Here is a 15,047-nt window from a genome sequence, read left to right as displayed (position 1 = left end):
GCGATACAGCAAACGAACTTAGCTTAGAGGGTTAAGTTGTTAAATGTTTATTGCGTCTTATTTATCACTGACGAAGTGATAAATTAATCATTAAGAGAATATGAAGAACAACTTGTGTGGATTTTTACTGATTGATTGATCGAAATATTATCATTGATTGATTGGTTTAAATTACTCGAAGTTTATTTGAGAGAATTTGTCAGTACATTGATGAGCCAGAATTGTGACCTTAAGTCACTAATGATTTTTAACTGAAGAGTTTGATCATGGCTCAGATTGAACGCTGGCGGCAGGCTTAACACATGCAAGTCGAGCGGGGGAGATTGCTTCGGTGATTGACCTAGCGGCGGACGGGTGAGTAATACTTAGGAATCTGCCTATTAATGGGGGACAACATCTCGAAAGGGATGCTAATACCGCATACGCCCTACGGGGGAAAGCAGGGGATCACTTGTGACCTTGCGTTAATAGATGAGCCTAAGTCGGATTAGCTAGTTGGTGGGGTAAAGGCCTACCAAGGCGACGATCTGTAGCGGGTCTGAGAGGATGATCCGCCACACTGGGACTGAGACACGGCCCAGACTCCTACGGGAGGCAGCAGTGGGGAATATTGGACAATGGGGGGAACCCTGATCCAGCCATGCCGCGTGTGTGAAGAAGGCCTTATGGTTGTAAAGCACTTTAAGCGAGGAGGAGGCTCCTGTAGTTAATACCTACAGTGAGTGGACGTTACTCGCAGAATAAGCACCGGCTAACTCTGTGCCAGCAGCCGCGGTAATACAGAGGGTGCGAGCGTTAATCGGATTTACTGGGCGTAAAGCGTGCGTAGGCGGCTTTTTAAGTCGGATGTGAAATCCCCGAGCTTAACTTGGGAATTGCATTCGATACTGGGAAGCTAGAGTATGGGAGAGGATGGTAGAATTCCAGGTGTAGCGGTGAAATGCGTAGAGATCTGGAGGAATACCGATGGCGAAGGCAGCCATCTGGCCTAATACTGACGCTGAGGTACGAAAGCATGGGGAGCAAACAGGATTAGATACCCTGGTAGTCCATGCCGTAAACGATGTCTACTAGCCGTTGGGGCCTTTGAGGCTTTAGTGGCGCAGCTAACGCGATAAGTAGACCGCCTGGGGAGTACGGTCGCAAGACTAAAACTCAAATGAATTGACGGGGGCCCGCACAAGCGGTGGAGCATGTGGTTTAATTCGATGCAACGCGAAGAACCTTACCTGGTCTTGACATAGTAAGAACTTTCCAGAGATGGATTGGTGCCTTCGGGAACTTACATACAGGTGCTGCATGGCTGTCGTCAGCTCGTGTCGTGAGATGTTGGGTTAAGTCCCGCAACGAGCGCAACCCTTTTCCTTATTTGCCAGCACTTCGGGTGGGAACTTTAAGGATACTGCCAGTGACAAACTGGAGGAAGGCGGGGACGACGTCAAGTCATCATGGCCCTTACGACCAGGGCTACACACGTGCTACAATGGTCGGTACAAAGGGTTGCTACCTAGCGATAGGATGCTAATCTCAAAAAGCCGATCGTAGTCCGGATTGGAGTCTGCAACTCGACTCCATGAAGTCGGAATCGCTAGTAATCGCGGATCAGAATGCCGCGGTGAATACGTTCCCGGGCCTTGTACACACCGCCCGTCACACCATGGGAGTTTGTTGCACCAGAAGTAGGTAGTCTAACCGTAAGGAGGACGCTTACCACGGTGTGGCCGATGACTGGGGTGAAGTCGTAACAAGGTAGCCGTAGGGGAACCTGCGGCTGGATCACCTCCTTAACGAAAGATTGACGATTGGTAAGAATCCACAACAAGTTGTTCTTCATTGATGTATCTGAGGGTCTGTAGCTCAGTTGGTTAGAGCACACGCTTGATAAGCGTGGGGTCACAAGTTCAAGTCTTGTCAGACCCACCAAGTCTACTGAACACAGAAGAGCAGATATATTAAGATCTTAAGCTGGGGACTTAGCTTAGTTGGTAGAGCGCCTGCTTTGCACGCAGGAGGTCAACGGTTCGACTCCGTTAGTCTCCACCACTAATTAAAGACTAAGTGATTACAGAACTTAGTAAGCCGATAGCTTATTAAGTTCTGTGATTTATCACAGTTAACTACTCGCTGACGAGGCGGTAGTGAATCATTAACAGAATATATTTGAGTTGAAATAATTGTTTAAACTCGTTTTAGTTGATGTTAGCAAGTAATTGTTAATGTTGAATGAAATGAGCACTAGCGATAAAACTGAATCAAGCGTTTTGGTATATGAATTAAATTGAAGCTGTATGGTGATTAAGTTCACAGGCAACAAATAGAAGTGATTAAGTTCACATTGTTGATCCTCCTTGTAGGGATTAACGACTGTTTGGGGTTGTATAGTCAAGTAATTAAGTGCATGTGGTGGATGCCTTGGCAGTCAGAGGCGATGAAAGACGTAATAGCCTGCGATAAGCTTCGGGGAGGCGGCAAATATCCTGTGATCCGGAGATTTCTGAATGGGGAAACCCACTTACCATAAGGTAGGTATCGCATGATGAATACATAGTCATGCGAGGCGAACGAGGGGAAGTGAAACATCTCAGTACCCTTAGGAAAAGAAATCAATTGAGATTCCCTCAGTAGCGGCGAGCGAACGGGGATCAGCCCATTAAGTTATATGTGTTTTAGCGGAAAGCTCTGGGAAGTGCTACCGTAGAGGGTGATAGTCCCGTACACGAAAGGGCACATATAATGATGACGAGTAGGGCGAGGCACGTGAAACCTTGTCTGAATATGGGGGGACCATCCTCCAAGGCTAAATACTCCTGACTGACCGATAGTGAACCAGTACCGTGAGGGAAAGGCGAAAAGAACCCCTGTGAGGGGAGTGAAATAGATCCTGAAACCGCATGCATACAAGCAGTGGGAGCCAACTTGTTTGGTGACTGCGTACCTTTTGTATAATGGGTCAGCGACTTATATTCAGTAGCAAGGTTAACCGTATAGGGGAGCCGTAGAGAAATCGAGTCTTAATAGGGCGTTTAGTTGCTGGGTATAGACCCGAAACCGGGTGATCTATCCATGAGCAGGTTGAAGGTTGGGTAACACTAACTGGAGGACCGAACCCACTGTCGTTGAAAAGCCAGGGGATGACTTGTGGATAGGGGTGAAAGGCTAATCAAACTCGGTGATAGCTGGTTCTCCCCGAAAGCTATTTAGGTAGCGCCTCGGACGAATACCATAGGGGGTAGAGCACTGTTTCGGCTAGGGGGTCATCCCGACTTACCAAACCGATGCAAACTCCGAATACCTATGAGTACTATCCGGGAGACAGACTGCGGGTGCTAACGTCCGTAGTCAAGAGGAAAACAATCCAGACCGCCAGCTAAGGCCCCCAAATTATAGTTAAGTGGGAAACGATGTGGGAAGGCATAGACAGCTAGGAGGTTGGCTTAGAAGCAGCCACCCTTTAAAGAAAGCGTAATAGCTCACTAGTCGAGTCGGCCTGCGCGGAAGATGTAACGGGGCTAAAACTATATGCCGAAGCTGCGGATGTATACTATGTATACGTGGTAGGGGAGCGTTCTGTAAGCCGATGAAGGTGTATTGAGAAGTATGCTGGAGGTATCAGAAGTGCGAATGCTGACGTGAGTAACGACAAAACGGGTGAAAAACCCGTTCGCTGAAAGACCAAGGGTTCCAGTCCAACGTTAATCGGGGCTGGGTGAGTCGACCCCTAAGGCGAGGCCGAGAGGCGTAGTCGATGGGAAATTGGTTAATATTCCAATACTTCTGTGTAATGCGATGAGAGGACGGAGAAAGTTAAGTCAGCCTGGCGTTGGTTGTCCAGGTGAAAGGCAGTAGGCATGCATCTTAGGCAAATCCGGGGTGCTCTATGCTGAGAGCTGATAGCAAGCTAGTTTACTAGCGAAGTGGCTGATACTATGCTTCCAGGAAAAGTCTCTAAGCTTCAGTTACACAGGAATCGTACCCTAAACCGACACAGGTGGTCAGGTCGAGTAGACCAAAGCGCTTGAGAGAACTCTGCTGAAGGAACTAGGCAAAATGGTACCGTAACTTCGGGAGAAGGTACGCTGCTGACGGTGATAGGACTTGCTCCTTGAGCTATTGGCAGCCACAGAAACCAGGCCCCTGCAACTGTTTATTAAAAACATAGCACTCTGCAAACACGAAAGTGGACGTATAGGGTGTGATGCCTGCCCGGTGCTGGAAGGTTAATTGATGGGGTTAGCGTAAGCGAAGCTCTTGATCGAAGCCCCAGTAAACGGCGGCCGTAACTATAACGGTCCTAAGGTAGCGAAATTCCTTGTCGGGTAAGTTCCGACCTGCACGAATGGCATAATGATGGGGGCGCTGTCTCCAGCAGAGGCTCAGTGAAATCGAAATCGCCGTGAAGATGCGGTGTACCCGCGGCTAGACGGAAAGACCCCGTGAACCTTTACTGCAGCTTGACATTGAACTTTGATCTTACTTGTGTAGGATAGGTGGGAGGCTTTGAAGTAGTGACGCCAGTTGCTATGGAGCCATCCTTGAAATACCACCCTGGTAATATTGAGGTTCTAACTCTGTCCCGTTATCCGGGACGAGGACCATGTCTGGTGGGTAGTTTGACTGGGGCGGTCTCCTCCTAAAGAGTAACGGAGGAGTACGAAGGTGCGCTCAGCGTGGTCGGAAATCACGCGTAGAGTATAAAGGCAAAAGCGCGCTTAACTGCGAGACCCACAAGTCGAGCAGGTACGAAAGTAGGTCTTAGTGATCCGGTGGTTCTGTATGGAAGGGCCATCGCTCAACGGATAAAAGGTACTCTGGGGATAACAGGCTGATACCGCCCAAGAGTTCATATCGACGGCGGTGTTTGGCACCTCGATGTCGGCTCATCTCATCCTGGGGCTGAAGCAGGTCCCAAGGGTATGGCTGTTCGCCATTTAAAGAGGTACGCGAGCTGGGTTTAGAACGTCGTGAGACAGTTCGGTCCCTATCTACCGTGGGCGTTGGAAATTTGAGAGGATCTGCTCCTAGTACGAGAGGACCAGAGTGGACGAACCTCTGGTGTACCGGTTGTGACGCCAGTCGCATCGCCGGGTAGCTATGTTCGGAAGGGATAACCGCTGAAAGCATCTAAGCGGGAAGCCTACCTCAAGATAAGATTTCCCTAGGACTTTATGTCCTCTAAAGAGCCGTTGAAGACTACGACGTTGATAGGTTGGATGTGGAAGTGCGGTGACGCATGAAGCTGACCAATACTAATTGCTCGTGAGGCTTGACTATACAACACCCAAGCAGTTGTATACGAACTTCGAAAGAAGTGAGCATCATTTGATTCATAAAAGATCAAACATACTTGATTTAGTTGTAAAGCTAGTTAAACTATTCAACTCAAATGTTCTGTTAAACTCATTTGGTACGAAGTAAGGCATTTAAATAAGACCCGAACAAGTCCATAACAGTTTGCTGGCGACAATAGCAAGAGTGAACCACCTGATCCCTTCCCGAACTCAGAAGTGAAACCTCTTAGCGCTGATGGTAGTGTGGGGTTACCCATGTGAGAGTAAGTCATCGCCAGCTTTTAAATTTAAAACACCCCGATCTCTAGCGAGAGCGGGGTGTTTTTTTATGCGTGGATAAAAATAATAAATAGTAAGAATAAGATATAAATTTTGCTGTTTCACTTCCTCATCAAAATATAGCAAAGTAGGATAGAGTTAAGACTAACTATAGTTATTGGTTATTTAGGCAGAATAGAAAGAAAAATGACATTTAACGGAAATAGATAAAATGCACTGCTTTAAAACCTATCTATCCTCCAACATATTTCCTTATTTTTATGAAATTTTCTTTCCTTCGTTATAACTTGAAAAATGGAAGCATCAACTGAATAAATTTATGCAATATACAGTGAAATGAATTGAGCTTAAAATCCATTTTTATTTCTGTTAGGTGTTCTTATGCAATGGGTGGTCGCTGAAACATATTCATTCCCTTACGAGGCTCAGATTGCCAAAACGCAATTAGAAGCAGCTGAAATTCCAGCACGTATTGAAAATGAACATACTATTAATATGGATTGGCTCTACTCTAATGCTTTGGGTGGTGTGCGACTGTTAGTTCCTGAAAGCTATGCAGAGGAGGCTAAAGCATTACTTGCCCAAGATTTTAGCCAAGAATTAGAGCAACAGTTTGGAGCAAGTGAAAGTTGCCCTCATTGTGGTAGTCGCGATATACAGCCATATACCGAAGGAAAACGTCCCGCTTATTTGGTTTTTCTATTGCTTGGTTTTCCGCTCTTTTTTTATAAAAATGGAACGAAGTGTAAACAGTGCCAACATTTTTGGCGTTAGTGCTCTATTGGAAAATCGGCAAGATATTTTAAATAAGCAAACTTTAGATCAAATAAATTACTTACTAGAAAATATCGTAAAATTTGATCAATAAAAGCAAAACATCATTCAACAGGATTTTAAAGTTGAAGGGATGGTTAAAGAATATGTGGATTTTCATATTGAAGAATTAGGTGATGATTACTTAGAAAAAATTGGGATTTCTAATCCATCAACTGATTATGGTCAAAATAGATCATCAAGGTCATTTGGACCATCTAAATTGGGAAAGTTGAAATATAGAGCTAAATCTAACATGTTCATATTTTGCTAAAATGAAACAAAGGCTAAGCTTTAAGCTTGATATATTCTGTGTTGAGTTTATATGCTTATTTGTACAAGTATAAGTAATTAATATTTGCTGAAAGCTGAATCGTACAATTTACAAATAATGGATCAACATGGATAGAAATACTCCCATTTATGTTTCTTTAACAGGTACAAATAGCCATCAGATAAAAATTCCTGCTGGGCAAGGAAGCTTCTCAATTGGTCGAATCGGCATGGACAAGAAAAAGTTTGATGTTCTTGTTGAAGAAAATGCTGTAATCAATTGGGATGCTTTTAATACTTTTTATACGCCACATGGTCAACAAAATGTGCATTTGCATCCTTATGGAGATTGGCCAAGATTTTTTTATTATTGGGGAAATGATCAGGGGTTTATTGAATGGTCGAAGAAAAGAGTGATAGAAGATTTTTCTTGGCGACCTACGCAAGCAATTTGTCTAGATTTAAGTCATGCTCAAATTCATAACTTTTCAATCAAAGCAGATCAACATCCAATCACATTAGTTTTAAATCATGCTGATGGTGAGAATAAGAAGGGGTTATATTCGCTTCATTTGGCTGGTCATATTGAGCATTTTGAAATTATTACCACAGCAGCATATCCCCATATGAGAATAGAGCCAACGACATACAAAGATCCAAGGGTATCGGCATACCATCTTCCTGTTATGAAAAATTTAGCGGCAATAACTTCGTTAGATTTAGCTGTTAAACCTTTAGGTCAAGCATTTGATTGTGAAAGCTTATTGCAGTTTCCTAATTTAAAAAATCTAAACTTAACTGGGAATATAACCAATACAGCAAGTCTAAAACAACTTCAGCAACTTGAACGTATTGGAATACGCTATGCTGTAAATTTGGAAGGCTTTCCAGGTTTAAATACATGGGAAAACTTAAGGTCCTTCATTGGATGGAATATTGATGAAAAAACAGGGAAAAGGTTAAATGCTGAATTAAAGCATTTAGTTAAAGAAAAACAATTGGATTATTCTTCGGTGTCTAAACTGAGGAGTTCAATATGGTTTACCACTGAATATGGAATTCCATTTGAAAACTGGGAAAGCAATAATGCAAAAATTGCGATCAAAGCATATAAATCTGCTTTAAAAGAAATCTCCAAGGCGAAGACAAAACAAGATGTGAAAGGGGCAATTATTGAACTTATTGAGATAATTAATACATTGCCCAATATTGAAACTGTTGAAAGAGAAGATACTGGTCTTGCTGTACTGCAACTGGTTGAAGCTTCAACATTCGATATAGATCAACAAACAGTGAATGCTTGGTTTGATGAAATACGAGATTTTTAAAATATTCTGTTGTTAAGTAAAAAACGGCAAGATTTCTTGCCATTTTTTAAATTAGGATTAGAAGCTATATCCCGTAACTTACGATCGCCACGACGATTTTTCTGTCGTTGCAAAATATATTCAGCTTTTAGTTGAATCGATGTGGAAGGAATTGCATATGCAGAGGAATCTATTGAATTATCCGTGCCACACTATTTAATCAATCCACTTCAGTATACCTAAAAAGCGGATTTGGTTGCGCTTGGCGGATAATGCTATGCTAGCAGAGGCTTAAAATCAGGCAGTAAAATAAATGATAAAACAGCAAGAAAGACTGAGTCCATTGCAAGTTGAAAACCTATTTAAAACTTTAGCACAGCGTTTTCAGCAGCATACAGAACGACATGCACAAATGAGCTGGGATTCTGTTCAGAAACAACTTTTGCTTTGTCCTGAAAAGTTATGGGCTTTACAACAAATGGAAATGACTGGCGGTGAGCCTGATGTGGTTGTTTTACCGAACTCAGAAGGTGTGTATTTTTTTGATTGTGCAGTTGAGTCTCCAAAAGGACGGCGTAGTCTGTGTTATGACCGAGAGGCATTACTCAGTCGCAAGGATCATCCTCCTGAAGATACGGTGATCGACTGGGTAAATAAGCATGCCTTAGCACTAATGACTGAACAACAGTATTATGCTCTACAGCAAATATTCAATTTTGACTTAAAAACATCCAGCTGGGTCGAAACTCCAACGATATTACGTCAGCAAGGTGGGGCGATCTTTTGTGATCAGCGTTATGGGCGCACATTTACCTATCATAATGGTGCTGCCTCATATTATGCGAGCCGTGGGTTTCGAACCTATATCAAACTTTAATTGTTAAAAATTGACAGCGTGAAATCCTAAGATTCTGTCGAGCTTGTTTGTATTTTTGGTGTTTATATATAACTGCTGTTATATCCTACATATTGATATTTAAATTAATGATTTTCAGTTTTGGTTTGGGGAGCTGTATGCCTATCCAACCATGACATTCATGTTGCTAAACGAAAGATCTGTCATAGATGATGAAATGATATGTGCGATATTTATAAAGGCGCTAAATTGATATGATGGTTACTCAGCTAATGAATATGTATTTTATAAAATGAGCTTTTGAATTATTGAGTCGAAAAAAAACGGCAAGATCACTTGCCGTTTTTTATTAAAGGGTCGGATTAGAAGTTATATTCCATACCTAAACCAATAACAGTTTTCTTTTTCTCTGGTGTAGATGTAGTTGACCAATCACGCTTTTGTTGACCAACAACACCGTAGAAGCGAGCTTGTTTGTTGATGTTGTAATCAGCGCCAATCCCGTAAAGGTCTTGTTTACGATCATCACGGCCATCTAGTTCTGTCGTTGCAGAAATATATTCAGCTTTTAGCTTAATCGGTGTAGAAGGGATTGCATATGCAGCAGTGATGCCATAAGCATTTTCTTTCAAGCCTTTGAACGATGTTACTGTAGTACCAGAAGTGGTTGCAACAGTATCATCAGACGGTTTAGCAGTTTGCCATAATGCACCAAATACTAAGCCATCAAGACCCGCAGGTTTCAAGTCTACAGAACCTGTAACACGGATTGCGTCAGAGTAGATTGTGTTGCTACCTAATTCAGAGTTATATGCATTATATTTAGATGCAACACCGAAGTTACCTGCAACAGCAGCAGCAAAACCGTAGTCTTTGTTGTCATAAGTAAGTGATGTAGAGATACCATCTCCGAAACTATCACGGCTACCTTTTTGACCTTTAGCATCATTTTTTAAAGCAGATGATTCTTCACCTTGCTGGAACATGATGTTGAAAGCTAAACCAGCCAATAATTTTTTATCAGTTTCAAAACCGATCACGTTTTTTAAACGATCTTCACCAACTAAAATCGCAGTCATATCGAGTTCGTTGTGATCGTTGAAGATATCTTGGTTGTTACCAGCAGCATTTTTGAAATATGAATCAAACTGACCAACTTTTAACGTTGCGATACCGTCTGATTTAATCCCCACGAAACGGTTACGGTTAGTGAAAGCATCGCCATCACCATCAGCACTGATTTGCCATTCTGCCAAGTAAACAGCAGACAATTTATCTGTTAATTTCTCTTCGCCTTTAACACCAATACGAGAAGCGTTAGAGTTTACTTTAGTTACGCTTTCGTCTTTAAAGCCATTCTTATCAATTTGATCTAAAGTTACGTTGAATTTACCATACAATGTTGGCGCTGCTTGAGCTGCGCTTATGCTAAGGGTGGCGATTGCTGCAGCGAGTAGCACTTTTTTCATTGAGATTTCTCCAAAACATGTTCAATGGGTTTGCAGTTACTTTTTTTATTCAGTAAGTGTGGGTTTGTGCACTACTTACTAACTTGCATGCAGTATCTGTAAACTTTGTTACATATCAGTGAAGAAAAAATGACAATTTAATGACGCGAATTTAACATTTGTGTAATTTGAATAAAAAATGAGGCTTGATTAGCCCCATTGATTCTAAAAAGGTTTTTAATTAAGCCAGTGCAGCCTTAATTTTTTCAGCAAACCCTTTAATTTTTTCCTGATCACCCATTTGAATAGCATGACGACCTAATTCATGCACCGAACTCGGAATCAAATGAAAGTGTACATGAGGTACAGTTTGTCCAGCAGCAGCTCCAGAAAGTTGCATCAATACAATACCTTGAGCATCCAAAGCTGTTTCAATTGCTTGTGCTATTTTTTGCACAATCTTGATTGTATAAGCTGCAATTTCAGGATCTAAGTCGAGCAATGTCACAGCTGGCGTCTTCGGAATAATCAGGGTATGCCCATCGGCTTGCGGCATGATATCCATAAATGCAAGCACATGATCATCTTCATAAACTTTAATTGCAGGAAGTTCACCACGTAAAATTCGTGCAAATATATTCTGATCATCATAAGCCATGTTTATTTCCTTGAAGGTGTGAATGTGATTATTTACAGTTCAATTCTTTCTGACGTTCCTTGATAGAGTCAAGTTTTTGCTGCTCTTTTTCAGAAAATTTAGGCTTACTTGTATAACAATTGTCATTATTATATTTTGCTTTTGCTTCAGGATCTTTAAAACAGAACCCTTTTGATGCATAAATGACATTGTAATCATCTTGCAATTTTTTACATTCTTGGGTGTTATCAGCAAAAGCGTGACTAGCGACTAAAATAGATAAACTAGAAAGTGTAGCAATTACATATTTATTCATGATACGACCTCGAAATTGACATATTTACATGTCACTTAATGTGATTATAAGGTTTAGTTGTGATTATTCAATGACGAAAAATTAATCTAATGTAATTTTGCTCCATGATTCATACATTTTTACCGCGGTAGAAAAATCGCTATCAGGCTCTGAAAGACTATTGGCTGCGGTAATTAAGCTTTGTGTTAAACCAAGAATAGGTGCTGATAATCTTGCATCACGAACTAAATCAATGGCAATACCTGTATCTTTTGCCAATAAGGGTAAAGCAAAGGTCAGTGGAAAGCTACGATTGAGGATACGTTGCGGTAGTGCAGTTTCAGTCACACCACTTTTACCACTGGATGCATTGATACAATCAAGCGCTTCATTTAAATCTACCCCATGTGCTTTCAGGGTGGTAAATCCTTCAGCGGCAGCACATAAATGAACCGCCATCATCATATTATTTACAGCTTTTACAGCAAAGCCTGCACCAGAGTCACCAACACGTTTAATTAATTTACCCATCGCTTGCATTGCAGGTAGGGCAATTTGAAACGCTTCTGCCGCACCGCCGACCATAAAGGTCAGTGTTGCATTTTCAGCGCCAATGGTTTGACCACTTACAGGTGCATCCAAGAAGTGAATATTATTTTTGAGAAGATACTCAGACTGTTTACGCGCAGCATCAGGTACACCACTGGTACAATCGACCCAAATCGCGCCATTTTTGATCTTTAAATCTTGGATTAAATCATCGATATCTTGGCTGGTCGGTAAACATGAAAAAATAATATCAGCTTGCACCGCTTGATCGAGTTCGACAGCTTGAGTACCAAACTCAGTTGCATGTTGCTTGGCCTTTGCAAAATTTCGATTCCACACATATACGGTATCAAAATGTTTGGGTAAATGTGCTGCCATACGATAGCCCATTGCGCCTAAACCAATAAATGCAACTGTAGTCTTCATATCTATCTCTTAAATTTTTGTCGATCTTTGTTCTAACCATCTGGACAGTGTAGGCCAAAATTCATCTGCACTTTTTTGACTAGACATTAGCCCTAAATGTCCCCCAGGAATAAGAGTAAACGTGACATCACTACTCTTTGTCAATTCGCTTAAAGGCTTAACTGCATCTGCGGTGACCATTTGATCATTTTTTCCAGCCCCAATCATCAATGAACAGTCGATATTGCGAAGTTCAATTTTGTGGTTACTGAGCTGAATTGCCCCATTTTTCAGTGGATTTTGCAGCCAAACATTAAATAACATGTCTTGATTGACACCACCGGGGTAATCCACCATGTGATTTAAAAAATTTCCAAGGGTAGCGTGTTCATGTAAGAGCTCTTTGTCGTCTAAATTTAGCAACAATTGTTTATGTCCCTCATACCAACCCTTTGGATCTAAAATCTTAAAGCCAATGGCATTGAGTAAACCTGGGGTATGGATCAGTTTTTTCGGTAAACCACCTTTATATAAAGTATCTTTCAGTTTTTGATTCTTTATAATCAGATTATTTATTTTTTGATAAAGTTTACCGATACCGCCCGATGCATAACTGTCAATTGGGCTGGCCAGTATAATTAAGTTTTTAACATAATTGGGTTGACGTAATGCCGTGTAAAGTAATACAAAAATGCCGGCCATGCTCCAGCCATGCAATGAGATTTGCTCACTTTGAGCATGTTCTCGGATTTTATTAATGCATAGCGGCATAGCTTCATCAATAAAATATAAAAAGTTTAAGTTGCGATCTTGATAACTGAGTTTTCCCCAGTCCAATAAATACACATCATAGCCTTGTTCGGTAAAATATTTGATAAGTGAACGATAAGGGTAGAGGTCGTAAATTGCCATATTGATCGACAATGGTGCTGTAAAAACCAAAGGTTCCTTAAATTTTTTTTCAGCAGCTGCGTAGTAACGCACTTTGGTTTGATGATGCTCCGCAATAATTTCATAAGGGGTACTTTGAGATAAAACCAATGACTTACCATTGAAGATACGTGTGGTTAGATTCTTCAATTTGGATTTGCGCTGTTGGAACTTAGCTGATACTTGTGTCATAAGCGGTGATTGTCTCATTTTTATGCAGATTTAAGCGAAGTGTATGTGATAATTTACGATTTTACCTTGACCTTAAATACATAGGGCGCTCAAAATGTTGGCAATATTTTACAAAGGCAGTTTTTGGACTGAGTAGTTGAAATGAGCCAGCACGACGACATTGAATACCAACTTGATACTTTAGCGATTCGTACAGGTCATACACGCAGTTTTGAAGGTGAACATAGTGAGCCAATTTTCCTCACTTCGTCATTTGTGTATGAAAATGCAGCGGAAGCAGCAGCAAAATTCTCTGGTGCTGAACCAGGTAATATTTATTCACGTTTTACCAATCCAACTGTAGCAATGTTTGAAACGCGTTTAGCTGCACTAGAAGGTGGTGAACGCGCTGTGGCAACAAGTTCGGGTATGGCTGCAATCATGGCCGTTGCAATGTCGTTCTTAAAGGCAGGCGATCATGTGATTTGTTCACGTGCTGTTTTTGGTTCTACAGTTTCATTATTTGAAAAATATGTCGCTAAATTTAATGTCGCAGTGACTTTTGTTGATTTAACTGATTTAACTGCTTGGCAAGACGCGGTTCGTCCTGAAACTCGATTACTGTTTGTTGAGTCACCATCAAATCCCTTGGCTGAAGTCGCAGATATTCAAGCATTATCAGATTTAGCACATGCAAATGATGCTTTATTGGCGATTGATAATAGTTTTTGCACACCAATTTTACAGCGTCCATTGCAATTTGGCGCAGATTTAGTGATTTACTCTGCCACCAAATATCTAGATGGACAAGGTCGTGCACTGGGTGGTGCTGTGGTCGGTAGTCACAAATTACTTGAAGAAGTATTTGGTTATGTTCGTACCACTGGCCCATCGATGAGTCCATTCAATGCATGGGTCTTTTTGAAAGGTTTAGAAACCTTAAGACTGCGTATGAAAGCGCATTCTGAAAGTGCACAAAAAATTGCCGAGTGGTTGGTTGCTCATCCAAAAGTGGAAAAGGTTTATTTTGCTGGCTTAACAGATCATGTTGGGCATGAGTTAGCAGCCAAACAACAAACTGGTTTTGGTGGAATCGTTTCTTTTGAAGTAAAAGGTGAGCGAGAAGGTGCTTGGAAAGTTATTGACCATACACAATTTATCTCGATTACAGGTAATTTAGGTGATGCTAAGTCAACAATTACCCATCCAGCAACAACGACTCATGGTAAGCTTTCTCCTGAAGCAAAAGCAGCAGCGGGTATTCGTGAAGGTTTAATCCGTTTGTCTGTTGGCTTAGAAGATGTCGATGATATTATCCGTGACCTTTCTCATGGATTAGATTTAATTTAAGATAAGCAAAATTTGCAAAACAGTTTCTTTCATTTTCTTCTAAGCTTTTAAAAAACTAGTCATGAAAGTGCAAGACAGAGATTTAATTTAGGACTTTTGTTCGGAGTATTTTATGAACATTAATATGCTTATGCAGCAAGCGCAACGTATGCAGAAAGATATGGAAAGCAACGTTAAAAAGGCAAAAGAACAACTTGCCCAAACTGAAGTGAATGCTGAAGCTGGTGGCGGTTTGGTAAAAGTAACAATGACTTGCCGTAATGTTGTTAAGCGTATCGAAATCAGTCCAGATTTGTTACAAGACGATCCAGATATGATTGAAGACTTGATTGCAGCAGCAATGAATGACGCGGCTCGCCAAGCTGAAGTCATTACAGAAGCGAAGATGAAAGAAGCCAATTCAGGTATGGGTTTACCACCAGGTCTTTCAGGTTTGTTCTAAGGAA

At 41.4% G+C, this 15,047-nt stretch carries 10 protein-coding genes, 2 tRNA genes and 3 rRNA genes; 10 read left to right on the top strand and 5 right to left on the bottom strand.

The features are described from left to right. The first annotated feature begins 248 nt into the window (after positions 1-248). The 8 genes from MTO68_RS13525 to MTO68_RS13490 all read left to right on the top strand — a co-directional run bounded on the left by MTO68_RS13525 (position 249) and on the right by MTO68_RS13490 (position 8,837). Positions 249-1,787, top strand: a 16S ribosomal RNA gene (locus MTO68_RS13525). A gap of 59 nt (positions 1,788-1,846) precedes the next feature. Further along, a tRNA-Ile gene (locus MTO68_RS13520) sits at positions 1,847-1,923 on the top strand. Positions 1,924-1,967: 44 nt separating this feature from the next. After that, a tRNA-Ala gene (locus MTO68_RS13515) sits at positions 1,968-2,043 on the top strand. A gap of 337 nt (positions 2,044-2,380) precedes the next feature. Beyond that, positions 2,381-5,271, top strand: a 23S ribosomal RNA gene (locus MTO68_RS13510). 182 nt (positions 5,272-5,453) lie between these two features. Beyond that, positions 5,454-5,568: ribosomal RNA gene (gene rrf, locus MTO68_RS13505) — 5S ribosomal RNA — on the top strand. The 16S, 23S and 5S rRNA genes sit together here with 2 tRNA genes alongside, the layout of an rRNA operon. Before the next feature lie 380 nt (positions 5,569-5,948). Next, entirely contained in the window at positions 5,949-6,341 is a 393-nt protein-coding gene (locus MTO68_RS13500; protein WP_239045443.1) for a DUF2007 domain-containing protein, read from the top strand. Positions 6,342-6,781: 440 nt separating this feature from the next. Beyond that, positions 6,782-7,981 (top strand): hypothetical protein, encoded by a 1,200-nt coding sequence (locus MTO68_RS13495; protein ID WP_244012857.1) that lies wholly within the window; start codon positions 6,782-6,784, stop codon positions 7,979-7,981. Between the two features lie 295 nt (positions 7,982-8,276). Further along, positions 8,277-8,837, top strand: a complete 561-nt coding sequence (locus MTO68_RS13490; protein WP_244015979.1) for a DUF4256 domain-containing protein — start codon at positions 8,277-8,279, stop codon at positions 8,835-8,837. 341 nt (positions 8,838-9,178) lie between these two features. On the opposite strand, the gene MTO68_RS13485 is transcribed toward MTO68_RS13490, so the two are convergent. The 5 genes from MTO68_RS13485 to MTO68_RS13465 form a co-directional block, all read right to left on the bottom strand. Beyond that, positions 9,179-10,285 (bottom strand): porin, encoded by a 1,107-nt coding sequence (locus tag MTO68_RS13485; RefSeq protein ID WP_004822251.1) that lies wholly within the window; start codon positions 10,283-10,285, stop codon positions 9,179-9,181. Between the two features lie 220 nt (positions 10,286-10,505). Beyond that, complete coding sequence (locus MTO68_RS13480; protein WP_004719575.1) at positions 10,506-10,922, bottom strand: HIT family protein; 417 nt, start codon at positions 10,920-10,922, stop codon at positions 10,506-10,508. A 28-nt stretch (positions 10,923-10,950) separates the two neighbouring features. Beyond that, complete coding sequence (locus tag MTO68_RS13475; protein ID WP_004719576.1) at positions 10,951-11,217, bottom strand: YARHG domain-containing protein; 267 nt, start codon at positions 11,215-11,217, stop codon at positions 10,951-10,953. 81 nt (positions 11,218-11,298) lie between these two features. Beyond that, positions 11,299-12,171: an NAD(P)-dependent oxidoreductase gene (locus MTO68_RS13470; protein ID WP_239045446.1), complete on the bottom strand. Its 873-nt coding sequence runs from the start codon at positions 12,169-12,171 to the stop codon at positions 11,299-11,301. Between the two features lie 9 nt (positions 12,172-12,180). Then, positions 12,181-13,272 carry an alpha/beta fold hydrolase gene (locus MTO68_RS13465; protein WP_056511927.1) on the bottom strand — a complete coding sequence of 364 codons (1,092 nt, stop codon included), beginning with the start codon at positions 13,270-13,272 and terminating at the stop codon, positions 12,181-12,183. Positions 13,273-13,413: 141 nt separating this feature from the next. On the opposite strand from MTO68_RS13465, the gene MTO68_RS13460 reads away from it, so the two are divergent. Both MTO68_RS13460 and MTO68_RS13455 read left to right on the top strand, forming a co-directional pair. Further along, positions 13,414-14,601 (top strand): O-succinylhomoserine sulfhydrylase, encoded by a 1,188-nt coding sequence (locus tag MTO68_RS13460; RefSeq protein ID WP_244012855.1) that lies wholly within the window; start codon positions 13,414-13,416, stop codon positions 14,599-14,601. A 112-nt stretch (positions 14,602-14,713) separates the two neighbouring features. After that, entirely contained in the window at positions 14,714-15,043 is a 330-nt protein-coding gene (locus MTO68_RS13455; protein ID WP_004719585.1) for a YbaB/EbfC family nucleoid-associated protein, read from the top strand. Positions 15,044-15,047: the final 4 nt, after the last annotated feature.

It is taken from the genome of Acinetobacter sp. NyZ410, from assembly GCF_022828975.1.
Lineage (GTDB): Bacteria > Pseudomonadota > Gammaproteobacteria > Pseudomonadales > Moraxellaceae > Acinetobacter > Acinetobacter guillouiae.
This window is presented reverse-complemented; position numbering and strand designations above follow the sequence as displayed.

What these genes read in the sequence shown, in the direction of transcription:
- MTO68_RS13480 (WP_004719575.1), bottom strand. Translation starts at nt 10,922, where the DNA reads ATGGCTTATGATGATCAGAATATATTTGCACGAATTTTACGTGGTGAA.
- MTO68_RS13475 (WP_004719576.1), bottom strand. Translation starts at nt 11,217, where the DNA reads ATGAATAAATATGTAATTGCTACACTTTCTAGTTTATCTATTTTAGTC.
- MTO68_RS13470 (WP_239045446.1), bottom strand. Translation starts at nt 12,171, where the DNA reads ATGAAGACTACAGTTGCATTTATTGGTTTAGGCGCAATGGGCTATCGT.
- MTO68_RS13495 (WP_244012857.1), top strand. Translation starts at nt 6,782, where the DNA reads ATGGATAGAAATACTCCCATTTATGTTTCTTTAACAGGTACAAATAGC.
- MTO68_RS13485 (WP_004822251.1), bottom strand. Translation starts at nt 10,285, where the DNA reads ATGAAAAAAGTGCTACTCGCTGCAGCAATCGCCACCCTTAGCATAAGC.
- MTO68_RS13500 (WP_239045443.1), top strand. Translation starts at nt 5,949, where the DNA reads ATGCAATGGGTGGTCGCTGAAACATATTCATTCCCTTACGAGGCTCAG.
- MTO68_RS13460 (WP_244012855.1), top strand. Translation starts at nt 13,414, where the DNA reads ATGAGCCAGCACGACGACATTGAATACCAACTTGATACTTTAGCGATT.
- MTO68_RS13465 (WP_056511927.1), bottom strand. Translation starts at nt 13,272, where the DNA reads ATGACACAAGTATCAGCTAAGTTCCAACAGCGCAAATCCAAATTGAAG.
- MTO68_RS13455 (WP_004719585.1), top strand. Translation starts at nt 14,714, where the DNA reads ATGAACATTAATATGCTTATGCAGCAAGCGCAACGTATGCAGAAAGAT.